This window comes from Serratia sp. 1D1416 (genome assembly GCF_003641105.1).
Lineage (GTDB): Bacteria > Pseudomonadota > Gammaproteobacteria > Enterobacterales > Enterobacteriaceae > Serratia > Serratia ficaria.
This window is the reverse complement of record NZ_CP032738.1, coordinates 4,932,770-4,958,272: the sequence shown is the minus strand read 5'-3', so window position 1 is coordinate 4,958,272 and position 25,503 is coordinate 4,932,770. Positions and strand designations below refer to the sequence as shown.

Sequence of the window (25,503 nt, the reverse complement as noted above, 5' to 3'; positions counted from 1 at the left end):
CACCCTGGCCGCACCCCGACGCCTCCCAGCGGCCGTCATGATGGACAACGTTTGCCGCTGCGCCGGGTGCACCGGGGCGAGAGTATCCCGATGCCGTCGGCGAGTGTCAATTCCCAGATATTTCCTTGCCAAAACCATCCCCCCGCCGGCGCGGCTCCGCGCTCGCCTCGGTGAAGTTTTTCAGGCATGGGCGAAGCCCACGGGTGATGAAAGGGTAACCCATCGCGGATCGTGAATAGCCATCTGTTGCTCCTTGTACATGACGCTAAACGGGAAGAGAAACGCATCCTGCATCGAGTATAGGTTATTCCGTTGTCAACCGCCCCGAGGCGCGTTTGCCTTGGAGGCGCGTTTCAGCGCCGAAGCGCGCAGGGCCAATCAGGCGCTGGTGACGGTGCCGGGGCGGATAGCGCAGTAAAAGGGCGTTAAGCCCGGTAGCGCAGCGCGTCGACCAACAGCGCGAAGGCGGTGGTGTGCTGCCTGCGGCTGGGATAATAGAGGTAGTAGCCGGGGAACGCCGGACACCACGCCTCGAGCACCTTGCGCAGGCGGCCGCTCGCCAGCTCTTGCGTCACGGTGTCTTCCGGCACAAAGGCGATGCCGAGGCCAAACAGCGCGGCGTCGATCCTCTGGCGCAGGCTGTTGAAGGTCAGCTGGCCGTCGACCCGCACCTTGATTTCGCGGCCGTCGCGTTCGAACTCCCAGGCATAGAGCCCGCCCATGGTGGGCAAGCGCATATTGATGCAGCGATGATTCTGCAGATCCTGCGGGCCGTTGGGCACGCCGAATTGTGCAAAGTAAGCCGGCGACGCGATGGGTACCATGCGCATTTCCGGCCCGATGCGCACGGCGACCATGTCCTTCGCCACCTGCTCGCCCAGACGAATGCCGGCGTCGAAGCGCCCGGCGACGATATCCGTCAGGCTGTTGTCGACGGTGATTTCCACGTTGATATCCGGATAGTCGGCGAGAAACGATCGCAGCACCGGCCACAACACCGAATCAACGGCATGTTCCCCGGCGGTGAGGCGGATATTGCCGGCGGGGCGATCGCGCATTTCGCTCAGGGCGTCGAGCTCGCTCTCAATTTGCGCAAAGTGCGGGCCGATGTTGTTCACCAGCCGCTCTCCGGCCTCGGTGGGGGCCACGCTGCGGGTGGTGCGGGTCAATAACCGCAGTTCCAGCCTCTCTTCCAGCCCCCTGATGGCGTGGCTGAGCGCCGATTGCGAAACGCCGAGCTTTGCCGCCGCCCTGGTGAAGCTGCGCTCTCTGGCCACCACCAGAAAAGAAATCAAGTCGCTGAAGTTCTCTTTTAACATCCCGGCTCCCGCAGGCTGGCGAAAATTCATCTCGGTATTCTATACCCTGGCGCGGAGGGGCACATCCGCTGATTCATGAGTTTTACTCATAGCTCCTTGCGTATTTTGCTGGCTAGCGCCCATCGGCTGTCGGCGGTATCTTTTCGTCAGCGCATCCCATTATCTTGTCACTGTCAGCGCCGGCAACCCGTGCCGACGCGGAGGAAAAAAATGAAGATTCAACGCAGCGGTTCCTTGCCTTCCCAACGCGGCCCGGAGAACTACTTTACCGGCCAGGTGCGCATCGACGCGCCCTTCGCCGGCACCGAACCGGCCCGGGTAGGCGGCGCCACCGTCACCTTCGAACCCGGCGCCCGCACCGCCTGGCATACCCATCCGCTCGGCCAGACGCTGATCGTCACCCAGGGGCGCGGCTGGATCCAGGTGTGGGGCGAAGCGGTTCAGGAAATGAACCCGGGCGATATCGTCTGGATCCCGGAAGGGGTGAAGCACTGGCACGGGGCGACGCCCGACACCGCCATGACCCATATCGCCATCGCCGAGTCGCTGAACGGCAGCCCGGTGACCTGGATGGAAAAGGTCAGCGACGCGCAGTATCAGGGATAGCATCGAGCCCTGCCGGCGTTGCCGGCAGGGCTTGTGGCGTTACGCTCGCTCGCGAAGCGCCGCCGGTTGCCGAAGGGATCGGCGACGTTCCAACCGAGAGGATGCGGAGCCGCGGGGGAGAACTCCATCTTAGTGTCCTGTTAGTCGCTCAGGCCGCCGAGACACAGGTATTTGATCTCGAGATAGTCCTCGATGCCGTATTTCGACCCTTCACGCCCCAGCCCCGAGTTTTTCATGCCGCCGAACGGCGCCACCTCGGTGGATATCAACCCTTCGTTAATGCCGACGATGCCGTATTCCAGCGCTTCGGCCACGCGCATTACCCGGCCGATATCGCGGCTGTAAAAATAAGCGGCCAGGCCGAACGGCGTGTCGTTGGCCAGTTCGATGGCTTCGTCTTCATGAGTGAAACGGATCAACGGGGCGACCGGGCCAAAGGTTTCCTCGCGGAAGATTTTGGCCTCGCGCGGTACCCCGGTCAGGATGGTCGGGGCATAGAAGTTATGGCCCAGCGCGTGCGGTTTGCCGCCCAGCAGCACCGAGGCGCCGTGTTTGACGGCGTCGGCGATATGCTCGCTGACTTTCTCCACCGCCTCCCGATTGATCAACGGGCCGATGGTGACGCCGTCGTCCATGCCGTTGCCGACCTTCAGCCGTTCCACAGCAGTTTTCAGCCTGGCGGCGAAGGCGTCATACACGCCGTCCTGCACCAGGAAACGGTTGGTGCAGACGCAGGTCTGGCCGGCATTGCGGTATTTTGACGCCACCGCCCCCGCGACCGCGGCATCCAGATCGGCGTCGTCGAACACGATAAAGGGCGCATTGCCGCCCAGCTCCATGCTGGTCTTTTTGATGGTCGGCGCACACTGCGCCAGCAGCTGCGCGCCCACCTCGGTGCTGCCGGTGAAAGACAGCTTGCGCACGTCGGGGTTGGCGGTCAGCTCGCCGCCGATGGCCTTGCTGGGGCCGGTGATCACGTTGCACACGCCGGCGGGCAGCCCGGCGCGCTCGGCCAGCACGGCAATCGCCAGCGCCGAAAACGGCGTCTGGCTGGCGGGACGGATCACCCCGGTACAGCCGGCCGCCCAACCGGGGCCGGCCTTGCGGGTGATCATCGCCGCCGGGAAGTTCCACGGGGTAATGACGGCGAACACGCCGATCGGCTCTTTTTGCACGATGATGCGTCGGCCCGGCTGGTTTTGCGGGATGGTGTCGCCGTACACCCGTTTGCCTTCTTCGGCGAACCATTCGATAAAGGACGCCGCATAGGCTATCTCTCCGCGGCTTTCCGCCAGCGGTTTGCCCTGTTCTGCGGTCATGATGCGCGCTAAATCGTCCTGATTTTCCATCATCAGTTCAAACAGCTTGCGCAGCTTGCCGGCGCGCTCTTTGGCGGTCAGCGCGCGCCAGGCGGGTTGGGCCTTTCTGGCGGCGGCGATCGCCCGGGCGGTTTCTTCGGCGCCGAAGGCCGGCACCTGGCCGACCGGTTCGCCGCTGGCGGGATTGCGGATTTCGATCGCCTGGCCGTCTTTAACCGGCAGCCATTGCCCGTCGATGTAGTTGGCCTCGCGGAACAGTGCGGGATCCTTGAGGGTGGCGGAAAAGTGAGTGCTCATCGGTATCTTCCTTTGCAGAATTCAACACAGGGTGGTCTGCCCCATACGACACCCTTCACCCTAGCAAATTTTTGCGGCGTCGTTGGGTCAAGCCCGACAAGAAAGCCATTTGCCGCATGCGCAGCAAGGCCGCCTGTTCTTTGAGCGGCTGAGTTATTTTCGCCAGTTTTATCAGGCCGACGCGGGGCTTGTTGTTTCAGCCGGGCCATACGCCGGTGCTGAGCGTCGCCGGCGAGTATTCCCGGTTGCGCCCCCGCCAGGGCAACGCCGCCTTAAAACGCCATGCGCTGCGGACATCAAATCGCCAGTAGCGTTCGGCGCCCTCGACCCCCGGGCCGCGTTCCGGCCGCCAGAGGATCTCCGTTTCCCCCTGCAAATGCAGCACGTCGCCGCGTTCGAAATCGATAAACAGCAGCGCGGCGCGCGGCTCGGCCAGCAGGTTGCCCAGCGTATTCATATAACGGTTGCCGCGAAAATCCGGCATCCACAAGCTGGCGCCGGCCAGATGGATAAACCCCGGCCGGCCGCCGCGGTGCGAAATGTCGACGCCGCCCTGCGCCAGCTCAAGGTGCGCGGCGCTGGCGACGAAGCAGGTGTCGGCCTGGCGGATCAGCGCCTGCGCCGCCGCGTCCAGCGCGCCGAGATGCTCGATCGGCTGCGCAACGCCCGCCGCCGGGTACAGCTCACGACGCTGAATATACTGCGGACAGTTGCCGAAGCTTTGCCGCACCGCGATCTCCAGCCGATTTTTGTCGGTGCGGCTGATGACGCCGTTGACCCGATTGCGCCGCCGGTTGCTGAAGTCCAGCCCCAGCGCGCCGACCGGTTTGCCGGGCAGCAGCATCGCCTGAGCCGGATCGTCGCCGCGGCGCGGCGCGCCGATGCGCAGGTGCCGGTCGTCCGGGGTGCGCAGAAACCCCGGCGGCCCGCTGAACAGCGTGGCGACCGGCCAGCGGTTATCGTCCAGCGTGGCGACGAACAGATAGGGCAGCGCGGCGAAGAACTCCCGGTGCTGCTCGGGCATGGCGTCGTAGATGCCGCTCCCCACGCGGTCGAAACCGGCCAGCGTCTGGGCGCGCAATTCGTCGGGGTGAAATACCGGGCCGGTCATCGGCTTCAGCTCGCAGCGGGTTCTGGCAGCGCCGGCATGGCGAAAAAGCCGGGCAGCGCGGCGATGCGGGCGATCCAGCGCTGGATCGCCGGATAAGGCGCCAGCGAGACGCCGCCCTCCGCCGCCACCGCCAGGTAGCTGTGGCAGGCCAGATCGGCGATGGTCGGCCGCTCGGTCGCCAGATATTGGCGATCGCCGAGATGCCGCTCCATCTGCGGCAGGAAGCGGTCGTTGATCGCCAACGCCGCCTGATAATCCTCCGGCGCGGAGAACTGCGCGATCAGCCGGCAGGACGCCGGGCCATAGCGCACCTCGCCGGCGGCTTTCGACAGCCATTCCTGCACCTGCGCCGCCGCCAGCGGCTGTTCAGGCAGCCAGTGGCTGCCCGGCGCGTAGCGTTTCACCAGATACACCAGTATGGCGTTGCTGTCGGCCAGCGTCAGTTCGCCGTCCTGCAGCACCGGGATCTGGCCGAACGGATTGAGGCGGCGAAACGCCGCGCTTTGGCGCATCGCCGCCGCGGCCTCGACCCATTCATAGGGCAGGTCGAGCATGCGCAGCAGCAGCGCCACGCGGTGGGCGTGGCCGGAAAGTGGCGTGCCGTACAGCTTGATGGTGGACATAATGTGTCTCCTCGTTCGTTTTCCAACAGCATACTCTTGCATTCGGTGACGTGAATCCGGCAATGTAGAAATTGATAATTTCACTTTATGGAACAGTCTATGGACCGATTGGACGAGCTGGCGATATTTGTGGCGGTGATCCAGCACGGCAGCCTGGCCGCCGCCGGGCGCAAGCTGCGGCGTTCCGCGCCGGCGGTCACCCGGGCCATCGCCGCGCTGGAGCAGCGTTTTGGCGCCCGGCTGGTGGAACGCACCACCCGGCGGCTGGCGCCGACCGAAGCCGGGCTGCGGTTGGCGGAGCGCGCGCAGCTGCTGCTGCAGGATTATCACGCGGCGGTGCTGGATACCGCCGATAGCCAGCTCAGCGGCCTGCTGCGCATTACGTCGCCGGTGCAGTTCGGCCGCATGCACGTGGCGCCGGTGGTAATGGCGTTTCTCGACGACTACCCGCAGATGCAGATTGAAATGGTGCTCAACGATCGCAACCTCGAGCTGATCGACGAGGGGTTGGACGTGGCGGTGCGCATCGGTCACCAGCAGGACTCTTCGCGGGTGGCGCGCCGGCTGGGGCAGGTCAGCCGGGTCACGGTCGCCAGCCCGGCTTATCTGGCGCGCCGCGGTGAACCCCTGACGCCGGCGCAGCTGGCAGATCACGACACCATCGTCGGCACCCAGCGGCCTTCGCTGCGCGAATGGCGCTTCGGCCCGCAGGAAAACGGCGAACGGGTGCGCCTGACGCCCCGGCTGCTGCTCAACGAGGTGGAAACTCAGCTGCTGGCCGCGCGCGCCGGCAAAGGCATCGCCCGTTTGCTGTCTTATCAGGTGGCGGACGATCTGGCCGCCGGCGCGCTGGTGCGGCTGCTGCCGGCGTTTGAACCGCTGCCGATGCCGGTACAGCTGGTGGCGCAGCATGTACAACGGATGCCGCTGAAGGTGCGCACCTTTTGGGATTACGCCTTCCAGCGGCTGAGCCGATTACCGCAAATTCAGGCCGGGCCGCCGGTTTAAATAAGCGCAATACGTTTCGCTGGTTGAACTTTTCGAGCGGAATTCAAGATTTATATTGTCGGGCGCGCATTGCTGATGCAGCCGTCTTGACAATATTTTTAGTGATTGCTAATAGTTAACTCACTTCTTAAATAATAAACGAAGTTTAATATATGAAACTTATGCCGGGGAGTTATGACAACGGTTCGACGGTGGAAAATGAAGGTGAAATTCTGGCTTCATTTCAATCGCGCAGTCGAGAGGTTTATCGAAATGGTCGGCATGATAAAAACATTCCCTATGGCGACTCTCCGCGAGAAGTTTTCGACTGGTTTTATTCCGCCGGAAATACGCAGGGGACGTTAATTTTTATTCACGGCGGTTATTGGCAGTTTTGCAGTAAAGAAGATTTCGCTTTTATTGCGCCGGCGCCGTTGGCGCTCGGTTTTGACGTGGTGCTGGTGGAATATGCGCTGGCCCCCGTGGCTTCTCTGGACGATATATGCCGCCAGCTGGGGGCGGCGCTGGACGTTATTCAACGGCGTCTGCCGCCGCGGCCCCGGCGGCCGGTTTACCTGTGCGGCCATTCCGCCGGCGGCCATTTGGCCAGCCTGTGGCAGCACCATGCTGCGGTCGACGCGGTCTTGCCCATCAGCGGCATCTTCGAGCTGGAGCCGCTGTTGAACTGCTATGTCAACCGGGCGCTGCAGTTGACCGGGCGGCAAATCTTGACGCTCAGCCCGGCGCGCAACATCCCCGAACGCATCAAGCCCATGACGCTGTTCTACGGCGCGGCGGAGCTGCCGGAGCTGATCGGCCAATCGCGGCACTATCACGCCGCGCTGCGGGAGCGCGGGCTGCGGGCCGGCCTGAACGCGGTGCCCGGCGCCAATCATTACACCATTCTGGATGCGCTGTTCGCCGCCGACGGCGCGTTGATCCGCCAACTTGGCAACCATGAGGAACTTCAGCATGCGCAAGGTCATTGATACCGGGCTGCCCGACATCGGCCAGCCTTTTTCCTGGGCCACCCAGGGCGGGGGCATGCTGTTTACCGCCCACGGGCCGGTCAGGGCCGACGGCAGCATAGAAACCGGAGCGCCGGAAAAACAAATAACCCTGACGTTCGATAATCTGGCTCAGACGCTAAAGGCGGCAAATAGCCATTCCGATAACGTGTTGCAGGTCATTATTTATTTGACCGACGTTAACGACGTTAAATTGCTCGATGACATTTATCTTGAATATTTCAACTATCCGTATCCTAACCGTTCCACCGTTATTGTCGAAAATCTGGTGGTGCCCGGCATGAAAATAGAGATTACCGTCAGCGCCATCGCCTGATTGTTTTTTCAGGCGTTGTTTCAGTTAATTCCATAGTGAACTAAGGCTTACCTGTGCTTGAAATTGTTAATTCAGCCACCGCCGCCATTTCGGACGTTAACCGCACTGCGTGAATAAGGTAGGGCTTAGTGATGAAACCGATAAAAGATTTTGAGCATATCGCCCGGCGCCAGGGCGGGTTGAATAAACACCTCACCGCCGGGCAAATGTCGATGCTGGCGATCGGCGGCGCCATCGGCACCGGGCTGTTTCTCGGCAGCGCCTACGCCATTCAAATGGCGGGGCCCAGCGTCCTGTTGAGCTACCTGATCGGCGGCGCGATCGCGCTGTTGCTGATGGGGTGCCTGGCGGAAATGACCTCCGAACACCCGACGCCCGGTTCGTTCGGCGACTACGCCGAGTTTTACCTCGGGCCGCTGTTCGGCTTTTTGGTGCGCTACTCCTACTGGTCCTGCGTGGTGCTGGCGGTGGGCACCGAGGTGACCGCCATCGGCATGTACATGCAGTTCTGGTTCCCGGCCACGCCGATCTGGCCCTGGGTATTGCTGTTCTCGGCGGCGGTGATCGCCATCAACCTGATCGGCGTGAAATCCTTCGGTCAGGTGGAATACGCGCTGTCCACCGTCAAGGTGGTGGCGATCGTGGCGTTTATCGTTATCGGCATCGGCATTCTGTCGTTTTCCGCCAACCCGGCCTTCGGCCTGCGCAATCTGACTGAGGGCGGTTTTCTGCCGTTCGGCGTCAAAGGCATGTGGTTCGCGGTGATCGTTTCGATCTTCAGCTACCTGAGCATCGAAATGATCGCGGTGGCGGCGGGCGAAGCCAAAAATCCGGTTATCGCGGTTCGGGCGGCATTCAAGGGCACCATTGTGCGCCTGTTTATTTTCTACATGCTGTCGATTGGCCTGATGCTGGCGATTGTGCCCTGGCGCCAGTCCGGCACCGGCGAGAGCCCGTTCCTGATGGCGATGAACGTGATCCATCTGCCCGCCGCCGCCGGCATCTTCAACTTTATCGTGCTGGTGGCGGCGCTGTCGGCGATGAACAGCCAGCTGTACATCACCACCCGCATGATGTTTTCGCTGTCGCGCGCCGGGCAGGCGCCGGCGGCGCTGGGGCGGATCAGCCGGCGCGGCATTCCGGTCAATGCGCTGGCGATGTCTTGCATCGGCATCCTGGTGTCGATCGTGCTGAGCCTGGTGGCGCCCAAAACCTCATTCGCCGCCATGATGTCGATTTCGGTGTACGGCGCCTGCTTCACCTGGTTGATGATCTTCGTCACCCACCTGTTTTTCCGCCGCCGCCATCGTCAGACGCACCTGAAGTTTCGCATGTGGGGCTTCCCGTACACCACGCTGGCCGGCGCGTTGCTGATGGCGGCGCTGATGGTGTCGACCGCCTTCACCGAGTTTTTCCGCATGACGCTGTGGTTCGGCATTCCGTTCACCCTGCTGCTGGTGGCGGCTTATCTGTTCCATAGCCGGCGCGCGCCTGCGCCGCAGCCACTCAAGGTGCCGGAGGTGGAATAGGGGGGAGGGCTGAAGGAAACCTTCAGCCTGGGGATCACAGCTGGCTTTTCGGGATCAGATGGTCGCCAAAGCTCAGGCGCTGGCGGCCAGGTTCGATTTCCGTCAGGGGGGCGACTTCGCGCAGCGAGGATTTGCAGCGCTGCACCAGATCCTGGTATTCGCGGGTGCCGGCGACTTTCCACTCCAGCTCTTGTTCGGTCAGATCGCGCAGCACGCGCGCCGGGCTGCCGACCACCAGTTTGTTGGCGGCGATCACCGCCGCCGCCTTGACGAACGCCATGGCGCCGACGATGGTGTTCTCGCCGATTTCCGCGCCGTCCATAATCACCGCATTCATGCCGACCATGGCGTTGCGGCGGATGCGGCAGCCGTGCAGGATCGCGCCGTGGCCGATGTGGCCGTCTTCCTCCACCACCGTATCCTGCTGCGGGAAGCCGTGCATCACGCAGTTATCCTGGATATTGGCGCCGTCGCGGATCACCAGCCGGCCAAAATCGCCGCGCAGGCTGGCGTTCGGGCCGATATACACCTGCTTGCCGACGATCACGTCGCCGATCAGCACCGCGGTCGGGTGCACGTAGCTGCTGGGGTCGACCACCGGGGTCAGGCCGTCAATCTGATACACAGGCATAGCGAAAGCTCCTTAAAAAGTGTCGCGCGGCAGGCCGCCGAAGCGCCGATAGTAGCTCGCCGAGGGGGCGGGCAGGGCGCCGATGGTGGTTTCCGCCAGTGCGCTGACGTAATCGGTCGCGGCGCGATCCACCTGCTGATAGATATTGATGCACAGGTTGCGGGCGATTTGCCCTTCCCATTGGGCGGGCAACAGCGCATCCGGCAGCAGCGGATCTTTCAACACCACGCGGCGAAAGAAGTGAATCAATAATAGCTTAATCTGGAAACAGCGCTGTGGCGTCAGCGCCGCGGGGGCGATCTCGCGCAGCAGCGCCATCAGCGGGCGGAAAGAGACGATAAACTCGTGGTAGCCCGCCGCCACTTCGTTCAGCGACCAACAGTCGGCCACCAGCTGCTGCAGCGTCTGTTCGGAGCGGTTGTAGGGGTAGTCGGCGCGGAAGTAGATCACCCGCTCGCTGGCGTTGAGTTCGCCGAGCAGCGCCGTGACGTCGGTCTGGGCGTGGGTGGGGGCCGCCATCAGGTTGTTGGCGATCTGGCCGAAGCCCAGCCAGCCCAGCTCTTTCTTCAGCCGCGCCCGTTCGTGCTTGTCGGCGCGCTCCAGCAACAGCAAATCCCATTTGCCGTCCCAGGCCGGTTGTTCGCTGAGGTAAATTTTCGACTCGGCATGGCGGAACTGGCGCATGCCCTGTTCGGTCACGCGGTAGAAGCTGCGCCGGCCGATTTTCTCCACCGCCAGCCAGCCCTCTTTTTGCAGGCGGAACACCGAGGTGCGCACGAAGCGATCGCCAAAACCCAGCGCCTCCAGCAGCGCGCTGAGGCTGCCGAGCCAGATCTCGCCGCCGCGGTGGCTGAGCGCGTCGCCGTACAGCGAGATGATAAGCGACGTGCCGCTGACCGGTTGGGCGTCTACGGCATGGCGGATAAACGCATCCAGTTTATGTTCCATATTTTTCCATGGGTTAGCCGACGATGAGCCCTAACATTACCATAATTCGCCGCGGCGTCATCCGTGACGCCGCGGGCCTCAGCGCGGCCGCAGGTCGACCACCCGCTGCGCCTTGCCTTCCGAACGCGGGATGTCGCCGCAGTTGGCGATGCTGACGTCGGTGCTGACGCCAACGATCGATTTGATGTGGTGGCGCAGTTGGTGGCAGATGTCGCAGCGCTGCTGGTGGCTGAGGCCGAGCGCCGATTCCTTCAGCTCGACGCGCACCGCCAGGGTGTCGAGGTGTCCGCTGCGGCTGACCTGCAGCTGGTAGTGCGGCGACAGCTGCTCGAATTGCATGATCTGTTCCTCCAGCTGCGACGGGAACACGTTGACGCCGCGGATGATCAGCATGTCGTCGGAACGGCCGGTGATCTTGCCCATGCGGCGCATCTGGCGGGCGTCGCCCGGCAGCAGCCGGGTGAGATCGCGGGTGCGGTAGCGGATCACCGGCAGCGCTTCCTTGGTCAGGGTGGTGAACACCAGTTCGCCGTGTTCGCCGTCCGGCAGCGCCGCGCCGGTTTCCGGGCAGATGATTTCCGGCAGGAAATGGTCTTCCCAAATGGTCGGGCCGCCGCCGCTTTCGGCGCACTCCATCGCCACGCCCGGGCCCATCACTTCGGACAGCCCGTAGATATCCAGCGCCTTGATGCCCATGCGGGTTTCGATTTCGTGCCGCAGCGCTTCGGTCCAGGGCTCCGCGCCGAACACCCCGAGGCGCAGCGAGCAGCCGCGGGCGTCGCCGCCCATTTTGCGCTCCAGTTCGTCGATCAGCGTCAGGCAGTAGGACGGCGTCACCATGATCACGTCGGGTTTGAAATCCAGGATCAGCTGCGCCTGCTTTTCGGTTTGGCCGCCGGACATCGGGATCACCGTGGCGCCAAGGCGCTCGGCGCCGTAGTGCGCGCCGAGCCCGCCGGTGAACAGGCCGTAACCGTAGGCGACATGCACCTTGTCTTTGGCGGTGGCGCCGGCGGCGCGCAGGCTGCGGGCGACGATATCGGCCCAGTTATCGATATCGCGCCGGGTATAGCCGACCACCGTCGGCCGGCCGGTGGTGCCCGACGAGGCGTGGATGCGCACCACCTGTTCCATCGGCACCGCGAAGGTGTCGAACGGGTAGTTGTCGCGCAGGTCCTGCTTGGTGGTGTAGGGGAAACGCGCCAGGTCGCTCAACTGCCGCAGATCGTCCGGGTGCACCCCGGCCTGATCGAACTTGCGGCGGTACATCGGCACGTTGTTATAGGCATGGCGCAGCGTCCATTTCAGACGCGCCAGCTGCAGCGCTTCAATCTCGTCGCGCGAGGCGAATTCGACTGCATCGAGTGGCTGTGGATTTATTGTCATAATTAGCCTCGGGGTCAGACACGCTCAATGATCATGGCGATGCCTTGGCCGACGCCGATGCACATGGTGCACAGCGCGTAGCGGCCGGCTCGCCGTTCCAGTTCAAACAGGGCGGCCAGCGCCAGGCGCGCGCCGCTCATGCCCAGCGGATGGCCCAAGGCGATGGCGCCGCCGTTGGGGTTCACCTGCGGGGCGTCGTCCGGCAGGCCGAGCTGGCGCAACACCGCCAGCGCCTGGGCGGCGAACGCTTCATTCAGCTCAATCACGTCCATCTGCGCCAGGCTCAGCCCGGCGATTTCCAATACCTTGCGGGTGGCCGGCAGCGGGCCGATGCCCATCAGCCGCGGCTCGACGCCGCAGGTGGCGGTGGCGACGATGCGCGCGCGCGGCGTCAGCCCCTGACGCGCCGCCATCGCTTCGGAGGCGACGATCAGGGCGGCCGCGCCGTCGTTCAGCCCGGAGGCGTTGCCGGCGGTGACGCTGCCGGGCTGGCGGAACGGGGTTTTCAGCGCCTGCAACTGTTCAAGTTGGGTATCGGCGCGCGGGTGTTCGTCCCGGCTGAACTGCGTGACCGCGCCTTTTTTACCGCTGAGGCCGACCGGCACGATCTCCTGCGCCAGGTATCCCAGATCCTGCGCGCGGGCGGTGCGCCGCTGGCTGCGCAGCGCAAAGGCGTCCTGATCGGCGCGGCTGATGTTGAACTGCGCCGCCACGTTTTCGGCGGTTTCCGGCATCGAGTCGGTGCCGAAGCCGGCCTGCATCCGCGGGTTGACGAAGCGCCAGCCGAGGGTGGTGTCATACAGCTGCGCCTGGCGGCTGAAGGCGCTGTCGGCCTTGCCCATCACCAGCGGCGCGCGAGTCATCGATTCCGCGCCGCCGGCCAGCACCAGCCCGGCTTCACCGGCCTTGATGCTGCGCGCCGCCATCGCCAGCGCATCCAGCCCCGAGCCGCACAGGCGGTTGAGGGTGGTACCGGAAACGCCGGTCGGCAGGCCGGCCAGCAGCAGCGCCATGCGCGCCAGGTTGCGGTTGTCTTCCCCGGCCTGATTGGCGCAGCCGAGGATCACGTCGTCGGTCTGCGCCCAATCCACCTGCGGGTGGCGCTCCAGCAGCGCGCGCAGCGGCAGGGCGGCCAGATCGTCGGCGCGCACGTTGGCCAACGCGCCGCCATAGCGGCCGATCGGGGTGCGCACGCCGTCGCAGATAAACGCCTGACTCATGCTTGCTCTCCTAAGATGCTGTGGCCGAGACGGTGCGCGCGGCCGCGGAACCAGGCGACGGTCTTGCCCAGTTGGTTGACTATCTCGACGTCGTACAGCCCGGTGGTTTTGCCCTGATGGCGCAGCTCGGCGCTGGCGACGAGGCGATCGCCGGCCCGGGCCGGCCGAATGAAGTCGATGCTGCAGCCGGAGGCCACCGCCGCCAACCCCTGGCTGTTGCAGGCGTAGGCGAAGGCGGTGTCCGCCAGGCTGAACAGCTGGCCGCCGTGGCAGGTCTGATGGCCGTTGAGCATCTGCGGCCCGACGGTCATGCTCACCTGGGCGAAACCGGCGTCGACCGCCTCGATGCGCATCCCCATGGCCTGGGCGCAGGTATCCTGCCGGAACATCTGTTCGGCGCAGCGCTGGGCCAGCGCGCGCGGCGTATTGGCGTTCATCGTTCGGCTCCTGAGCTTGGGGCGGTTGAAGGGGCGGCATAGCGGCGCAGCAGCGGCATCGGGCGATAGCGCGCCTCGCCGTAGAACTGCTGCAGGTTTTCCAGCGTGGCCAGGATATGCCGCCAGCCGAGGGCCGCGCTCCAGCCCAGCGGGCCGCGCGGGTAGTTGACGCCGTGCAGCATCGCCAAATCGGTATCGGCGGCGCTGGCGACGCCTTTGTTGACCACGTCGAGCGCTTCGTTGGCCAGCATGGCCAGGGTACGCATCACCAGCAGGCCGGGGTAGTCCGGCAGCAGGATCACCCGCTTGCCGAGCGACTGCAGCAGGCGGATCGCTTTGGCGTTGTGCCTCGCCTCGTTCTGCGCCGCGCAGCTGATGGCGACGGCGGGGGCTGGCGCATAGTTGGCGGACAGATCAAACAGCACCACGGGGGTTCCGGTTTCATCGGCAATCTGGCTGGCAGCTTTACCATTTGTTAACATAAATGTAACTTCATCGAGGGTGGCGAAGGCGCTGGTCTGGCCAGGTTGTTTGACCGCCGCCGCATTTCTCACCAACAGTTCGGCGAAATCGGCCAGCGGCGACCAGTCGCCATGCAGGGTCACGCGCTGCGGCGCTTCGCCCTGTTCCGCCGGCGCATACCGGGCGGCGGGGGCCGGCAGCTCGGCGCCGTAGCGATAAAAACCGCGGCCGCTTTTGCGGCCAAGGTGCCCGGCGGTCACCAGTTCCTGCTGCACCAGTGAAGGGGTAAAGCGCGGGTCCTGGAAGAAGGCCTGGAATACCGATTCGGTAACGGCGTAGTTGATGTCCTGGCCAATCAGATCGGTCAGCTGCAGCGGCCCCATGGCGAAGCCGCCGGCGTCGCGCAGCACCGCGTCCAGCGTGGCGGCGTCCGCCACCCGTTCCTCCAGCGCGCGCAGGGTTTCGGCGTAGAACGGCCGCGCCACGCGGTTGACGATAAAGCCGGGCGTCGAGCGGCACTGCACGCTCTGCTTGCCCCAGCGGTCCGCCAGCGCCCGCAGGGCGTTCAGGGTAGCCGCGCTGGTTTCCAGGCCGCCGACGATCTCCACCAATTTCATCAGCGGCGCCGGGTTGAAGAAGTGCAGCCCGGCCATGCGCTGCGGGTGCTGCAGCGCGCCGGCGATGGCGGTGATCGACAGCGAAGAGGTGTTGCTGGCGAACAGCGCGGCGGGTGAGCACAGGGCCTCCAGATCGCGGAACAGGCTTTGCTTGACCGCCAGGCTCTCCGCTACCGCCTCGATCACCAGGGCGCTGTCGGCCAGTTGGTCGAGTGAATCGGCGCGGCGGATGCGCGCCAGCAGCGCTTCGGTAGCCGCAGAGTCGGCCTTGCCGGCCGCCACCCGTTGGCGCAGCCGTTGAGCCAGCCCGTCGAGCGCGCGCTGGGCGGCGGGGGCGGAGATGTCGAACAATCGCACCGGGTGCCCGGCGGCGGCGGCCACCTGGGCGATGCCGATGCCCATGGTGCCGGCGCCAATCACCGCCACCGGTCCGTTGAGTGTGGGCGTGTTCATGGTCATTTCCCGCTGAAGTTGGGCGCGCGTTTGGCGAAGAAGGCGCTGACGCCTTCACGGTAGTCGTCGCTGCGCCCGCCCAGGCGCTGCAGATCGCGCTCCAGATCGAGCTGCTGGTCGAGGCTGTTGGTGGCTGAGCCGTAGAGCGCCTTTTTAATCAGCCCCAGGCCGTAGGTCGGCTGGGTAGCCAGATGGCGCGCCAGCGTTTGCGTGCGGTCGGCCAGTTCATCCGCCGCCACCACCTGCCAGATCATCCCCCAGTCCAGCGCCTGCTGCGCGCTGATTTTGTCGCCCAGCAGCGCCATGCCCATGGCGCGAGCGTGGCCGGCCAACCGCGGCAGGAACCAGCTGCCGCCGGAATCCGGCACCAGCCCCAGGCGGCAGAACGACTGAATAAAGCTGGCGTTGTCGGCGGCGATGACGATGTCGCAGGCCAGCGCCAGCGCGGCGCCCGCGCCGGCCGCCACGCCGTTGACCGCGCAAACCACCGGTTTGGGCAACGCGGTCAGGCGGCGGATCAGCGGGTTGTAAAAACGCTCCACCGACAGCCCGAGGTCCGGCGCCTGCTGGTCGGCGCTGACGTTGCGATCGTTGAGATCCTGTCCGGCGCAGAAACCGCGGCCGGCGCCGGCGATCAGCAGGCAGCGCACGTTGTCGTCGCGTTCGGCCTGGGTCAGCGCTTCGCTTAGCTGGCGGTGCATCTCGTCGTTGAAGCTGTTGAGCCGATCCGGCCGGTTGAGCGTCAGGGTCAGGACCCCGGATTCGAGATGGCTGAGAATCAATGCGTTTTCCATAAATCAGCGCCCCTGATAGTTTGGCGTGCGTTTTTCGAAGAAGGCGGCGATGCCTTCGCGGCGATCGTCGGTGGCGGCCAGGGTGACGAACTGCTGGCGTTCGATCGCCAACCCCTGGCTGAGGCCGGTCTCGTCGGCCTGTTTCAGCGCCTGTTTGGCGGCGCGCAGCGCCAGCGGCGCCTGGCGGCTGATGCGTTCGGCAAGCTGCTGCGCGCGCTCCAGCGTCAGCGCGTCGAGGCAGACCTCGCTGACCAGCCCGGCCTGCAGCGCGCTGCGGGCGTCGATGGCTTCGCCGGTCAGCACCATCTGGCTGGCGCGCGATTTGCCGACGCAGCGGATCAAGCGCTGGGTGCCGCCGGCGCCCGGCATCAGGCCGAGGGTGATCTCCGGCAGGCCGAAGCGTGCGCTTTCGCCGCAAATAATGATGTCGCAGGCCAGCGCCAGCTCACAGCCGGCGCCGAGCGCATAGCCGTTCACCGCCGCCAGCAGCGGTTTGCTGACTTGCGCCAGCCGCTGCCACAGCCGTGGGCGGTTGTCCGCCAGCGCGGCGGGCAGGTCTTGCCGCTGCAGTTCGCGCAGGTCGGCGCCGGCGGCGAAGCAGCGCGGCGCGCCGGCAATCACCACGGCGCCGACGCCGTCGTCGGCCTCGGCCTGCTCCAGCCGATAAACCAGCTGCTCCAGGCAGGGGGTGCTCAGCGCGTTACGCACTTCAGGGCGATGCAGCGTCAGCGTGACGACGCGTTGCTGCTGGTCGCGCAGGATCCAGGGGGTGTCCATCGGCGGCTCCTTATACGTCAAAGTCCAACACCACGCCGTCGCCGCTCGGCCACGACTGGCAGCTCAATACGTAGCCCGCCGCCAGCTGATCCGGCTCCAGGCTGTAATTGACGCCCATCTCCACCCGGCCGGCCTTCAGCCGGCATTTGCAGGTGGCGCAGACGCCGCCTTTGCAGGCATAGGGCAGATCGGCGCCCTGGCGCAGCGCCGCATCCAGAATGCTGTCGTCTTGCTCTCCGACCTCGATATCCAGCCGGCGCCCGTCGAGCAGAATTTCCACCCGGGTGGCGTTGCGGTTGCCGAGGTTGGCCGGGCGGGCGACGCCGCCGCCGGTATTGAAGCGTTCGCTGTGGATGCGCCCGGCGGGCATGCCGGCCTGTTCCAGCACGGTTTGCGCGTCGTCCATCATCGCTTCCGGCCCGCAGATGAAGGCGTGGTCATAGTCGCGGTAGTCCAGCAGCGCGCCGCCGATCGCCGTCAGCCGATCGCGGTCGATGCGGCCGCTGAGCAGCGGGCTGTCGAGGCTTTCCTGGCTGAACAGGTACAGCGGCTGAAAGCGTTGCGGATAGCGGTTTTTCAGGTCGGACAGCGCCTCTTTGAACATCACCGAGCGGCTGCTGCGGTTGCCGTAGATCAACGTAAAGCCGCTGTGCGGCTCGAGCTGCAGCGTGGCCTTGATGATCGACAGCATCGGCGTGATGCCGGAGCCGGCGGCGATCGCCAGATAGTTGCCGTGGCTTTCCGCCGTGGGCTGATAGCCGAAACGCCCCTGCGGCACCATCACCTCCAGCGCATCGCCCACCTTGAGCATGTGGTTGACGAACGAGGAAAAACGGCCCTGATGAATCGCCTTTACGCCGATCTGCAGCAGCCCTTCCTGCGGCGAGCTGCAGATCGAATAACAGCGGCGCAGCTCCTCACCGTTGACCTGCGCCTTCAGCGTCAGGTGCTGGCCGGGGGTATAGCGGTAGTGGGTTTTCAGCTCTTCGGGCACCCGCAGGGTGATCGCAACCGCGTCCGGCGTTTCGCGCTCGATGGCGGCGACGTTCAGGCGATGAAAGACCGTCATGATGTCAGCGCTCCTATATGCATTTGAAATAGTCGAAGGGTTCTCGGCACTCGCGGCAGCGATACAGCGCTTTGCAGGCGGTGGAACCGAACTCGCTGATTTTCTCGCTGCGGGTGCTGCCGCAGCGCGGGCAGGGCACCGGGCCGTGGGCGTGCGGCCGATCGCAGGTGTGGCCCTGCGGCGGCGCCACGCCGTATTGGCGCAGGCGTTCGCGCGCCGCCGCGTTCATCCAGTCGGTGGTCCAGGCCGGGCTGAGGCGAATATCCACCTGCACCGGACTGAAACCGGCCTCGGTCAGCCGCTGCTCGATGGCGCTGAGCAGAAATTCGGTAGCGGGGCAGCCGGAGTAAGTGGGGGTGAAGATCACTCGCCAACCGTCGCCGTCGCGCTCGACGTCGCGCACCATGCCCAGATCGGTAATCGACAGCACCGGCAGCTCCGGATCGCTGATTTGCTGCAGGCAGTGCCAGATTTGCGGGATTTCCGCGGGCTGCAGCCGGGTAACGTTCATGGCGTCTCCTTTTACCAGCTGCTGCGCGGGTAGGCGCGCTGCAGAAACTGCATTTCCGCCAGCAGCGGGCCGAGATGTTCGCTGTGCCGCCCCTGTTTGCCGCCGCGGCGGAATGCCCGTTCCTCCGGCAGCGAAAGGGTAGCCAGGCGCAGGGTGCCGTCCACCGCCGCCTGCCACGGCGCCTGCAGCAGGCGCGGGTCCACGGCGATGCCCTGTTCCGCCAGCTCCAGCTCGAGGTCGTCGGCGTGGAACAGTTCGGCGGTGAAACGCCACAGGTTATCCAACGCCTGTTGGATCTTCTGGCGGCTGAGATCGCTGCCGTCGCCCAGGCGAATCATCCAGCCGCGGCTGAAGCGCAGGTGGTAATCCGCCTCCTTCAGCGATTTGGCGGCGATGGCGGCAATTTGCGGGTCGCGGCTGCGGCTTAATGCCCGGTGCAGCTGCACGTGGTAGGCATCGAGCAGAAACTGACGCACCAGCGTGTCGTTGAAGCCGCCGTTCGGCTGCTCCGCCAGCAGCAGGTTATGAAACTGGCGCTCGTCGCGCTCGAAGGCGAGACGGTCTTCGCTGTAGTCCGCGCCGGCCAGCTCGGCGGCGTAGCCGAGAAAGTTGCGCGCCTGGCCGAGCAGATCGAGGCCGACGTTGGCCAGCGCCAGGTCGATTTCCAGCTCGGGCGCATGCCCGCACCAGGCGCACAGGCGCTGCGCCAGGATCAGGGGCGTATCCCCTGGCGCAGTAAATAGCTGATTCGCGGATCGTTAAGGGTCATGGCCGCCTCTACATGTTCTTGATGCCGTCGGGGATGGTGTAAAACGTCGGATGACGGTAGATCTTGTCGTCGGACGGATCGAAGAAAGCTTCGCGATCTTCCGGCTGCGAGGCGATCAGATGGCAGGATCGCACCACCCAGATCGAGCAACCCTCGTTGCGGCGCGTATAGGCGTCGCGGGCGTTTTCCAGCGCCATTTGGTCATCGGCGGCATGCAGGCTGCCGACGTGGCGATGCGCCAGCCCTTGTTTGCTGCGAATAAACACTTCGTACAGCGGCCATTCAGCGTGAGTCATCATCGGTTCCTTATCTATGCTATGCGGCGGTTGAGGCGCGTTTCGACGCGTGAGCCAGCGCGCCGTCGCGCACCCAGGCGCCGTCTTCCCAGGCGCGGCGCTTGGCCTGCAGGCGCTCGTGATTGCATGGCCCGCGGCCCTTGATCACCTCGTGCAGCTCACGCCAGTCAATTTCGCCGAAGCGGTAATGGCCGCTGGCCGCGTCCCAGGCCAGGCTGGCGTCCGGTGCGCTCATGCCCAGCGCTTCCAGCTGCGGCACGGTGTTGTCGACGAATTTCTGCCGCAGCTCGTCGTTGCTGTGGCGTTTGATCTTCCAGGCCATGCTCTGGGCGCTGTGCGGCGAGTCGTTATCGCTGGGGCCGAACATCATCAGCACCGGCCACCAGAAGCGGTTGATGGCGTCCTGCAGCATGGCCTTTTGCTCATCGCTGCCGTTGGCCATCGCCATCACCGCCTCGTAGCCCTGGCGCTGGTGGAAGCTTTCCTCTTTGCAAATTTTCACCATCGCCCGCGCATAGGGGCCGTAGGAAGCGCGGCACAGCGCCACCTGATTGACGATGGCCGCGCCGTCGACCAGCCAGCCGATCACCCCGATATCCGCCCAGTTGAGCGTCGGGTAATTGAAGATCGAGGAGTACTTCATCTTGCCGTCGAGCATCTTCTGGTAGATGTCCTGCCGCGAGCAGCCGAGGGTTTCGGCGGCGCTGTACAGGTACAGGCCATGGCCGGCTTCGTCCTGCACCTTGGCCAACAGCACCGCCTTGCGGCGCAGGGTCGGGGCGCGCGTCAGCCAATTGGCCTCCGGCAACATGCCGACCACTTCGGAATGGGCGTGCTGGCCGATCTGGCGGATCAGGTTCTGGCGATAGGCGTCCGGCATCCAATCCTTGGCTTCGATGGCGGTGTCCGCCGCGATTTTGTCGTCGAAATGCTGCTGATGTTGCGCGTCAGTTGTCATGCTTGCCTCTTGGTGATTCGTATTTTTCATATAAACCATAAAAATGTGAATCATATAATCCAACCCTAAGGCTACAAACTGATAACAAAAAGATCAAACGAGATTAATGTGGTTTTGCGATGCCACTCACAGGCTGATATGTTAACTTGTTGTTGTTAATGGGTATTTAAATGGTTTTTTTGCCGAAAATAACCGTTCAGGAGAGCGAAAATTAACCGGTTGTTCGTTTTTTGTTAATTTTAACCCTGGCGTTGACTGGAAAATATGTGATACGTAATTAAGCTGTATGGTGTTGATTTTTGAATTCCGGAGGAGTCGATGCAGCAGTTACACAGTTATCTTTCTGGCGGCTGGGTGTATGGCCAGGGGAAAGCCCGCGAGATCCGACACGCCGTCAGCGGTGAAACGCTGTACCAGGTATGCTCCGACGGGCTGCCGCTGGCTGCCAGCCTGGAGTATGCGCGCCGCTTCGGCGGCCGTGCGCTGGCGCAGATGACCTTTCAGCAGCGCGCGCAAATGATGAAGGCGGTGGCGAAACACCTGCTGGCGCATAAAGAGGCGCTGTACCGGATTTCTTATCAGACCGGCGCCACGCGCAGCGACGGCTGGGTGGATATCGAAGGCGGCATCGCCACGCTGTTCGCCTATGCCGGGCTGGCCGGCCGCGAATTGCCGGACGACACGCTGTGGCCGGAAGACGAAACGATCCCGTTGTCGAAGCAGTCGCAGTTCGCCGCGCGTCACGTACTGACGTCCCGGCCGGGGGTGGCGCTGCACATCAACGCCTTCAACTTCCCCTGCTGGGGCATGCTGGAAAAGCTGGCGCCGACCTGGCTGGCGGGCATGCCGGCGATCGTCAAACCGGCCACCGCCACCGCGCAGCTGACCCAGGCGATGGTCAGGCTGATCGTCGACAGCGGGCTGGTGCCGGAGGGGGCGCTGCAGCTGGTGTGCGGCGGCATCGGCGATATGTTCGACCATTTGGATTATCAGGATGCGGTGACCTTTACCGGCTCGGCGCAAACCGGCCAGCGGCTGCGGGCGCATCCGCGGCTGCTGGAGAAATCGATCGCCTTCACCATGGAGGCCGACTCGCTCAACTGCTGCGTGCTGGCCAAGGACGTGACGCCGGACATGCCGGAATTCGCGCTGTTCATCAAAGAGGTGTGCCGCGAAATGACCGCCAAGGCCGGGCAGAAGTGCACCGCCATTCGGCGCATCATCGTGCCGGCGGCGCAGGTGGCGGCGGTGCGCCAGGCGCTGTTGCAGCGCCTGGCCGGCGTAACGGTAGGCGACCCCCAGCTGGAACAGGTGCGCATGGGGGCGCTGGTGAGCCATGAGCAGCGCGACGACGTGCAGCAGAAGGTCGATTTCCTGCTGCGCAACGGCTGTGAACCGCTGTGCGGCGGGGCGCTGGCTAAGCTGAAGGTGGCAGGCGAAGGGGCGCAAAACGGCGCTTTCTACCCGCCGACCTTGCTGTACTGCGCCGATCCCTTTAGCCATCAGGCGGTGCATGGCACCGAAGCCTTTGGCCCGGTGGCGACCCTGATGCCTTACGCCGATAGCGAACAGGCGATCGCACTGGCGCTGCTGGGACAGGGCAGCCTGGCGGGTTCTTTGGTGACCGCCGATCCGGCGCTGGCCACGCGCTTTATTCGTGCGGCCGCCTGCGCGCACGGCCGCATGCTGATCCTCGACCAGCAGGCGGCGGCGGAGTCTACCGGCCACGGTTCGCCGCTGCCGATGCTGGTGCACGGCGGGCCGGGGCGCGCGGGCGGCGGTGAGGAGCTGGGCGGGCTGCGCGCGGTGAAGCACTACATGCAGCGCACGGCGATCCAGGGCAGCCCGGCGATGCTGGCGGCGATCGGCGGCGAATGGGTGCGCGGCGCACCGGTCAACGAACATCCGGTGCATCCGTTCCGTAAATATTTTGAACAGCTGGCGCTGGGCGACAGCCTGCTGACCGCGCGCCGCACCGTCACCGAGGCGGATATCGTCAACTTCGCCTGCCTGAGCGGCGACCATTTTTACGCCCACATGGACAAGCTCGGCGCAGCGGAGTCGCTGTTCGGCGAGCGGGTGGCGCACGGCTATTTTGTGGTGTCCGCCGCCGCCGGTTTGTTTGTCGATCCCGGCGTGGGGCCGGTGATCGCCAACTACGGCATGGAAAACCTGCGCTTTATCGAACCGGTGAAAATCGGCGATACCATTCAGGTGCGGCTGACCTGCAAAAAGAAAATTCGCAAGCCGCAGAAAACCGCCGAGGATCGCCCGCACGGCGTGGTGGTGTGGGATGTGCAGGTGTTGAATCAGCAGCAGCAGGCGGTGGCGCTGTACAGCATCCTGACGCTGGTGGCGCGGCAGCGGGGCGATTTTGACGCCTGACGGAGGGCATCGGCCAGGATGGTGCGCGCCTTCCCGGCAACGCCGCAACGCGCCGCTATTTCAGGGCGTTTCTCCGGCCGGCGGAAGGGTGCAGTTTTCGCAGGCAATACGGTTTTTCCCCTCTTTTTTCGCCAGGTAAAGCGCGTTGTCGGCCTCGTTGATAAAGCCGATCGGCGTATCGTTATACATGTGCGGCACCTTGGCGCAGATGCCGATGCTGATGGTGACGATGCCGTGCGGGTTGCCCTGATGCGGGATCTTCAGCTCGCGCACCGCGTTGATGACGCGCTCGGCGAAAATCAGCGCGCCCTGGGCGTCGGTGTCCGGCAGAATAATGCCCAGTTCTTCGCCGCCATAGCGCGCCATGATGTCGTTGCTGCGGCGCGCCAGGCCCTTCAGCGTCTGGCCAATCTGCTGCAGGCACTGGTCGCCGGCCACGTGGCCATAGATATCGTTGTACTGTTTGAAATAATCGATATCCAGCATCAGCAGCGCCACGCTGCGGTAGTTGCGCGAAGCGCGCGTCAGCTCGTTTTTCAGCGCGATATCGAACTGGCGGCGGTTGGCCAGGCCGGTCAGGCCGTCCAGCAGCGCCAGTTCTTCGAGCATTTGATTGATGGTGGTCAGCTGATCGCGGGTGCGAACCAGCTCGGCTTCGGTTTGCACGCTGTGCTTGATTTGCCGCAGCAGCACCAGCCCCAGCGCCAACAAAATCACCAGCAGCGAGAGCCCGCCGACGGCGAACAGGCTGGCGTCGTTGCGCCAATCGGCCAGAGCGTCGCGTTTTGACATGCCGGCGGCGATCACCAGCGGATAACGGTTCACCCGCGAGTAACCGTAAATGCGCTCGACTTTGTCATACAGCGAAGTGATGGTGGCGTTGCCGAACTCCGAGTGCGGCAGGATCTCGCGGAACAGCACCCCCTGGGAGATATTCTTGCCGATCGAGGCCGCGACGTAAGGCCGGCGGTAAAGGATGGTGCCGTCCGCCAGCAGCAGGCTCAGCGAGGCGTCGGTGTTGAGCGCAAAGCTGTCGTAAAACTGGCGGAAGTAGTCGACGTACAACGCCGCCAGCACGACGCCGGCGAAGCTGCCGTCCGGGTAGTTGAAGCGGCGTGAAATCGGAATGATCAAATCGCCGGTGGAGCGGCTGCGGATCACCTTGCCGATATACAGCCCTTTGCCATCGGCATCTTGATGGTATTTGAAGTATTCGCGATCGGCGTTGTTGGCGTTGGCGACGAACTTGCCCGACGAGGTGGCCAGCCAGCGGCCGTGCGAGTCGTAAATGAACATGCCGTGCAGCTGCGGCAGATTGCCGACCTGAGCCTGCATCACCCGCTGCAGCCGCAGCAGCTGCGGCTGGCCGAGGCCGTCGGTTTGGATGCGTTCGGTCAGATCGAGCAGGTTGCCGTCGACCTGCATGAAGGTGTCGTCGGCGTGTTGCGCCAGTGAACGGGCCAGGTTGGCGGATTCGTGTTCGGCGCTGCGAAGATCGCGTTGGTGGGCGTTCCAGATTTGCCAGCTGTTAAACAAGATCAGAGTGACGGCCACGATGAGGATAAATACGCCGGCCTGAAATAATAGCGGGGAGCTTTTAGCGGTGCGCGCCTGTTTTGCTTCCTGCGTGGGTTGCTGCTGAGTCATGTCACCCTTGTTATACAATCAATACGACAAATCGAGTTAAGAACAATCTTACATCTTATTCGTTAATCCTGCCGATCACTACCCCTCAAAGAGGTAGATGTTGGCGGCGGGTGGTATAATACGCGCCAAAAATTGCGGGCGAATGTGATGGACGTTGAGGCGAGCGATTAAATGTCGGACTACATTATTATCGGTTTATTGACGCTGGCGGTGTATTACCCGTTCACCCTGGGGGCGCTGGCGCTGATGATGTTCTTTGCCTGGCGGCGGCGCAAATCGCCGTATTGGCGCCTGGCGCTGGGGATATTGGCGCTGCTGTTCGCGTTGTTCGCCAAAGCGGCCTACGACTGGCACCGCTATCGCTAGCGGCGCCGCATTTCATCGTTATTCGACGTTGATCATCCAGTTGATGCCGAACTTGTCGGTCAGCATGCCGAATCCTTTGGCCCAGAAGGTGGGTTGATAGGGCATGGTGACCTGGCCACCCTGCGCCAGCTTTTCAAACAGCGCTCGGCCCTGTTCGGCGTCGGCGGGATTGAGCGACAGGGAGAATCCCTTGTGCGACGCGCTCTCGCCCTCATCCTGCGGGCAGCCGTCGGACGCCATCAGCACGCCGTCGCCAATCAGCAGGCGGGCATGCATGATCGATTCGGGGTTGGCGTCCGGCTGCCCTTCCTGTTTGGCTTCCTCCGGTAAATCCTTATAGCGCATGACCATTTCAATTTTGGCGCCCAACTGCTGTGCATAGAAATTAATCGCCTGCTCACAATTGCCGCTGAAAAATAAATAGGGTTGTACCAGCATGACATTGACCTCGGTTGTGGCCCGTCAGACGGCGTATCGGCCCGCGGGCGGGGAAGATAGTCACGGACGGCGATGATTGCCGCCGGTGACTTATTAGTGTAGCCCCAAAGAGGCGGAATGCCCGTCGGGCGATCACAGAACGGCGGGACGCCGTATTAACCGAAAAATCGGGATAGTCCATCCCATTTTGAGCAGATTATCCGC

Annotated in this window: 25 protein-coding genes and 1 pseudogene; 7 read left to right on the top strand and 19 right to left on the bottom strand. The window is 64.0% G+C overall.

Annotated elements, in window-relative coordinates; translation table 11 throughout:
- Nucleotides 1-425: 425 nt before the first annotated feature.
- Nucleotides 426-1,319, bottom strand: a complete 894-nt coding sequence (locus D7I37_RS24060) for a LysR family transcriptional regulator (protein ID WP_061797406.1) — start codon at nucleotides 1,317-1,319, stop codon at nucleotides 426-428.
- 210 nt (nucleotides 1,320-1,529) lie between these two features.
- Between D7I37_RS24060 and D7I37_RS24055 the strand changes: the two genes are divergently transcribed.
- Nucleotides 1,530-1,925: a cupin domain-containing protein gene (locus tag D7I37_RS24055; RefSeq protein WP_061797404.1), complete on the top strand. Its 396-nt coding sequence runs from the start codon at nucleotides 1,530-1,532 to the stop codon at nucleotides 1,923-1,925.
- Between the two features lie 140 nt (nucleotides 1,926-2,065).
- Here D7I37_RS24055 and gabD read toward each other — a convergent pair whose 3' ends face one another.
- The 3 genes from gabD to D7I37_RS24040 all read right to left on the bottom strand — a co-directional run bounded on the left by gabD (nucleotide 2,066) and on the right by D7I37_RS24040 (nucleotide 5,275).
- Nucleotides 2,066-3,541, bottom strand: coding sequence for an NADP-dependent succinate-semialdehyde dehydrogenase (gene gabD, locus D7I37_RS24050; RefSeq protein WP_129544496.1), 1,476 nt, complete (start codon nucleotides 3,539-3,541; stop codon nucleotides 2,066-2,068).
- Nucleotides 3,542-3,737: 196 nt separating this feature from the next.
- Nucleotides 3,738-4,652 carry a pyridoxamine 5'-phosphate oxidase family protein gene (locus D7I37_RS24045; RefSeq protein WP_095098198.1) on the bottom strand — a complete coding sequence of 305 codons (915 nt, stop codon included), beginning with the start codon at nucleotides 4,650-4,652 and terminating at the stop codon, nucleotides 3,738-3,740.
- Between the two features lie 5 nt (nucleotides 4,653-4,657).
- Entirely contained in the window at nucleotides 4,658-5,275 is a 618-nt protein-coding gene (locus D7I37_RS24040) for a glutathione S-transferase (protein ID WP_061797400.1), read from the bottom strand.
- A gap of 99 nt (nucleotides 5,276-5,374) precedes the next feature.
- Between D7I37_RS24040 and D7I37_RS24035 the strand changes: the two genes are divergently transcribed.
- The 4 genes from D7I37_RS24035 (at nucleotide 5,375) to D7I37_RS24020 (ending at nucleotide 9,135) form a co-directional block, all read left to right on the top strand.
- Nucleotides 5,375-6,283, top strand: coding sequence for a LysR family transcriptional regulator (locus D7I37_RS24035; RefSeq protein ID WP_061797398.1), 909 nt, complete (start codon nucleotides 5,375-5,377; stop codon nucleotides 6,281-6,283).
- Between the two features lie 152 nt (nucleotides 6,284-6,435).
- Nucleotides 6,436-7,251: an alpha/beta hydrolase gene (locus tag D7I37_RS24030; protein ID WP_061797397.1), complete on the top strand. Its 816-nt coding sequence runs from the start codon at nucleotides 6,436-6,438 to the stop codon at nucleotides 7,249-7,251.
- A complete protein-coding gene (locus tag D7I37_RS24025; RefSeq protein WP_129544495.1) occupies nucleotides 7,235-7,606 on the top strand; it encodes a RidA family protein in 372 nt (123 codons plus the stop codon). The genes D7I37_RS24030 and D7I37_RS24025 overlap by 17 nt, the downstream gene beginning before the upstream one ends.
- Nucleotides 7,607-7,737: 131 nt before the next feature.
- Nucleotides 7,738-9,135 carry an amino acid permease gene (locus D7I37_RS24020; protein WP_061797395.1) on the top strand — a complete coding sequence of 466 codons (1,398 nt, stop codon included), beginning with the start codon at nucleotides 7,738-7,740 and terminating at the stop codon, nucleotides 9,133-9,135.
- A gap of 34 nt (nucleotides 9,136-9,169) precedes the next feature.
- Here the strand turns inward: D7I37_RS24020 and paaY are convergent, their stop codons facing one another.
- The 13 genes and pseudogenes from paaY to paaA form a co-directional block, all read right to left on the bottom strand.
- On the bottom strand, nucleotides 9,170-9,766 hold the full coding sequence (gene paaY / locus D7I37_RS24015) for a phenylacetic acid degradation protein PaaY (protein WP_061797394.1): 597 nt from the start codon (nucleotides 9,764-9,766) through the stop codon (nucleotides 9,170-9,172).
- A gap of 12 nt (nucleotides 9,767-9,778) precedes the next feature.
- Nucleotides 9,779-10,714 carry a phenylacetic acid degradation operon negative regulatory protein PaaX gene (gene paaX / locus D7I37_RS24010; RefSeq protein ID WP_095098192.1) on the bottom strand — a complete coding sequence of 312 codons (936 nt, stop codon included), beginning with the start codon at nucleotides 10,712-10,714 and terminating at the stop codon, nucleotides 9,779-9,781.
- A 78-nt stretch (nucleotides 10,715-10,792) separates the two neighbouring features.
- Nucleotides 10,793-12,100, bottom strand: coding sequence for a phenylacetate--CoA ligase PaaK (gene paaK / locus D7I37_RS24005; protein ID WP_129544494.1), 1,308 nt, complete (start codon nucleotides 12,098-12,100; stop codon nucleotides 10,793-10,795).
- 14 nt (nucleotides 12,101-12,114) lie between these two features.
- A complete protein-coding gene (pcaF, locus tag D7I37_RS24000; RefSeq protein WP_129544493.1) occupies nucleotides 12,115-13,320 on the bottom strand; it encodes a 3-oxoadipyl-CoA thiolase in 1,206 nt (401 codons plus the stop codon).
- On the bottom strand, nucleotides 13,317-13,757 hold the full coding sequence (gene paaI, locus D7I37_RS23995) for a hydroxyphenylacetyl-CoA thioesterase PaaI (protein ID WP_095098183.1): 441 nt from the start codon (nucleotides 13,755-13,757) through the stop codon (nucleotides 13,317-13,319). The genes pcaF and paaI overlap by 4 nt, the downstream gene beginning before the upstream one ends.
- The gene (locus tag D7I37_RS23990; protein ID WP_129544492.1) at nucleotides 13,754-15,289 is read right to left on the bottom strand and encodes a 3-hydroxyacyl-CoA dehydrogenase; all 1,536 of its coding nucleotides are present in this window, start codon (nucleotides 15,287-15,289) and stop codon (nucleotides 13,754-13,756) included. Before D7I37_RS23990 ends, paaI begins: the two co-directional genes overlap by 4 nt.
- Nucleotides 15,290-15,291: 2 nt before the next feature.
- Nucleotides 15,292-16,083 (bottom strand): 2-(1,2-epoxy-1,2-dihydrophenyl)acetyl-CoA isomerase PaaG, encoded by a 792-nt coding sequence (gene paaG, locus D7I37_RS23985; RefSeq protein WP_061797387.1) that lies wholly within the window; start codon nucleotides 16,081-16,083, stop codon nucleotides 15,292-15,294.
- Between the two features lie 3 nt (nucleotides 16,084-16,086).
- Nucleotides 16,087-16,860: a 2,3-dehydroadipyl-CoA hydratase PaaF gene (gene paaF / locus D7I37_RS23980; RefSeq protein WP_061797385.1), complete on the bottom strand. Its 774-nt coding sequence runs from the start codon at nucleotides 16,858-16,860 to the stop codon at nucleotides 16,087-16,089.
- 10 nt (nucleotides 16,861-16,870) lie between these two features.
- Nucleotides 16,871-17,929 carry a 1,2-phenylacetyl-CoA epoxidase subunit PaaE gene (gene paaE / locus D7I37_RS23975; protein ID WP_061797384.1) on the bottom strand — a complete coding sequence of 353 codons (1,059 nt, stop codon included), beginning with the start codon at nucleotides 17,927-17,929 and terminating at the stop codon, nucleotides 16,871-16,873.
- A gap of 13 nt (nucleotides 17,930-17,942) precedes the next feature.
- Complete coding sequence (gene paaD, locus D7I37_RS23970) at nucleotides 17,943-18,440, bottom strand: 1,2-phenylacetyl-CoA epoxidase subunit PaaD (protein WP_061797383.1); 498 nt, start codon at nucleotides 18,438-18,440, stop codon at nucleotides 17,943-17,945.
- An 11-nt stretch (nucleotides 18,441-18,451) separates the two neighbouring features.
- Nucleotides 18,452-19,209: pseudogene (gene paaC, locus D7I37_RS23965) on the bottom strand (1,2-phenylacetyl-CoA epoxidase subunit PaaC).
- 8 nt (nucleotides 19,210-19,217) lie between these two features.
- The gene (gene paaB, locus D7I37_RS23960) at nucleotides 19,218-19,505 is read right to left on the bottom strand and encodes a 1,2-phenylacetyl-CoA epoxidase subunit PaaB (protein ID WP_061797554.1); all 288 of its coding nucleotides are present in this window, start codon (nucleotides 19,503-19,505) and stop codon (nucleotides 19,218-19,220) included.
- A 19-nt stretch (nucleotides 19,506-19,524) separates the two neighbouring features.
- Complete coding sequence (gene paaA / locus D7I37_RS23955; RefSeq protein WP_061797553.1) at nucleotides 19,525-20,463, bottom strand: 1,2-phenylacetyl-CoA epoxidase subunit PaaA; 939 nt, start codon at nucleotides 20,461-20,463, stop codon at nucleotides 19,525-19,527.
- Nucleotides 20,464-20,781: 318 nt separating this feature from the next.
- On the opposite strand from paaA, the gene paaZ reads away from it, so the two are divergent.
- Nucleotides 20,782-22,848: a phenylacetic acid degradation bifunctional protein PaaZ gene (gene paaZ / locus D7I37_RS23950; RefSeq protein ID WP_129544489.1), complete on the top strand. Its 2,067-nt coding sequence runs from the start codon at nucleotides 20,782-20,784 to the stop codon at nucleotides 22,846-22,848.
- Nucleotides 22,849-22,908: 60 nt separating this feature from the next.
- Here paaZ and D7I37_RS23945 read toward each other — a convergent pair whose 3' ends face one another.
- The gene (locus D7I37_RS23945; protein ID WP_129544488.1) at nucleotides 22,909-24,495 is read right to left on the bottom strand and encodes a sensor domain-containing diguanylate cyclase; all 1,587 of its coding nucleotides are present in this window, start codon (nucleotides 24,493-24,495) and stop codon (nucleotides 22,909-22,911) included.
- 171 nt (nucleotides 24,496-24,666) lie between these two features.
- On the opposite strand from D7I37_RS23945, the gene D7I37_RS23940 reads away from it, so the two are divergent.
- Nucleotides 24,667-24,861: a hypothetical protein gene (locus tag D7I37_RS23940; RefSeq protein WP_061797376.1), complete on the top strand. Its 195-nt coding sequence runs from the start codon at nucleotides 24,667-24,669 to the stop codon at nucleotides 24,859-24,861.
- Nucleotides 24,862-24,879: 18 nt separating this feature from the next.
- On the opposite strand, the gene D7I37_RS23935 is transcribed toward D7I37_RS23940, so the two are convergent.
- Complete coding sequence (locus tag D7I37_RS23935; RefSeq protein WP_129544487.1) at nucleotides 24,880-25,299, bottom strand: VOC family protein; 420 nt, start codon at nucleotides 25,297-25,299, stop codon at nucleotides 24,880-24,882.
- Nucleotides 25,300-25,503 lie beyond the last annotated feature (204 nt).

What these genes read in the sequence shown, in the direction of transcription:
- D7I37_RS24060 (WP_061797406.1), bottom strand. Translation starts at nt 1,319, where the DNA reads ATGTTAAAAGAGAACTTCAGCGACTTGATTTCTTTTCTGGTGGTGGCC.
- D7I37_RS24055 (WP_061797404.1), top strand. Translation starts at nt 1,530, where the DNA reads ATGAAGATTCAACGCAGCGGTTCCTTGCCTTCCCAACGCGGCCCGGAG.
- gabD (WP_129544496.1), bottom strand. Translation starts at nt 3,541, where the DNA reads ATGAGCACTCACTTTTCCGCCACCCTCAAGGATCCCGCACTGTTCCGC.
- D7I37_RS24045 (WP_095098198.1), bottom strand. Translation starts at nt 4,652, where the DNA reads ATGACCGGCCCGGTATTTCACCCCGACGAATTGCGCGCCCAGACGCTG.
- D7I37_RS24040 (WP_061797400.1), bottom strand. Translation starts at nt 5,275, where the DNA reads ATGTCCACCATCAAGCTGTACGGCACGCCACTTTCCGGCCACGCCCAC.
- D7I37_RS24035 (WP_061797398.1), top strand. Translation starts at nt 5,375, where the DNA reads ATGGACCGATTGGACGAGCTGGCGATATTTGTGGCGGTGATCCAGCAC.
- D7I37_RS24030 (WP_061797397.1), top strand. Translation starts at nt 6,436, where the DNA reads ATGAAACTTATGCCGGGGAGTTATGACAACGGTTCGACGGTGGAAAAT.
- D7I37_RS24025 (WP_129544495.1), top strand. Translation starts at nt 7,235, where the DNA reads ATGCGCAAGGTCATTGATACCGGGCTGCCCGACATCGGCCAGCCTTTT.
- D7I37_RS24020 (WP_061797395.1), top strand. Translation starts at nt 7,738, where the DNA reads ATGAAACCGATAAAAGATTTTGAGCATATCGCCCGGCGCCAGGGCGGG.
- paaY (WP_061797394.1), bottom strand. Translation starts at nt 9,766, where the DNA reads ATGCCTGTGTATCAGATTGACGGCCTGACCCCGGTGGTCGACCCCAGC.
- paaX (WP_095098192.1), bottom strand. Translation starts at nt 10,714, where the DNA reads ATGGAACATAAACTGGATGCGTTTATCCGCCATGCCGTAGACGCCCAA.
- paaK (WP_129544494.1), bottom strand. Translation starts at nt 12,100, where the DNA reads ATGACAATAAATCCACAGCCACTCGATGCAGTCGAATTCGCCTCGCGC.
- pcaF (WP_129544493.1), bottom strand. Translation starts at nt 13,320, where the DNA reads ATGAGTCAGGCGTTTATCTGCGACGGCGTGCGCACCCCGATCGGCCGC.
- paaI (WP_095098183.1), bottom strand. Translation starts at nt 13,757, where the DNA reads ATGAACGCCAATACGCCGCGCGCGCTGGCCCAGCGCTGCGCCGAACAG.
- D7I37_RS23990 (WP_129544492.1), bottom strand. Translation starts at nt 15,289, where the DNA reads ATGAACACGCCCACACTCAACGGACCGGTGGCGGTGATTGGCGCCGGC.
- paaG (WP_061797387.1), bottom strand. Translation starts at nt 16,083, where the DNA reads ATGGAAAACGCATTGATTCTCAGCCATCTCGAATCCGGGGTCCTGACC.
- paaF (WP_061797385.1), bottom strand. Translation starts at nt 16,860, where the DNA reads ATGGACACCCCCTGGATCCTGCGCGACCAGCAGCAACGCGTCGTCACG.
- paaE (WP_061797384.1), bottom strand. Translation starts at nt 17,929, where the DNA reads ATGACGGTCTTTCATCGCCTGAACGTCGCCGCCATCGAGCGCGAAACG.
- paaD (WP_061797383.1), bottom strand. Translation starts at nt 18,440, where the DNA reads ATGAACGTTACCCGGCTGCAGCCCGCGGAAATCCCGCAAATCTGGCAC.
- paaB (WP_061797554.1), bottom strand. Translation starts at nt 19,505, where the DNA reads ATGACTCACGCTGAATGGCCGCTGTACGAAGTGTTTATTCGCAGCAAA.
- paaA (WP_061797553.1), bottom strand. Translation starts at nt 20,463, where the DNA reads ATGACAACTGACGCGCAACATCAGCAGCATTTCGACGACAAAATCGCG.
- paaZ (WP_129544489.1), top strand. Translation starts at nt 20,782, where the DNA reads ATGCAGCAGTTACACAGTTATCTTTCTGGCGGCTGGGTGTATGGCCAG.
- D7I37_RS23945 (WP_129544488.1), bottom strand. Translation starts at nt 24,495, where the DNA reads ATGACTCAGCAGCAACCCACGCAGGAAGCAAAACAGGCGCGCACCGCT.
- D7I37_RS23940 (WP_061797376.1), top strand. Translation starts at nt 24,667, where the DNA reads ATGTCGGACTACATTATTATCGGTTTATTGACGCTGGCGGTGTATTAC.
- D7I37_RS23935 (WP_129544487.1), bottom strand. Translation starts at nt 25,299, where the DNA reads ATGCTGGTACAACCCTATTTATTTTTCAGCGGCAATTGTGAGCAGGCG.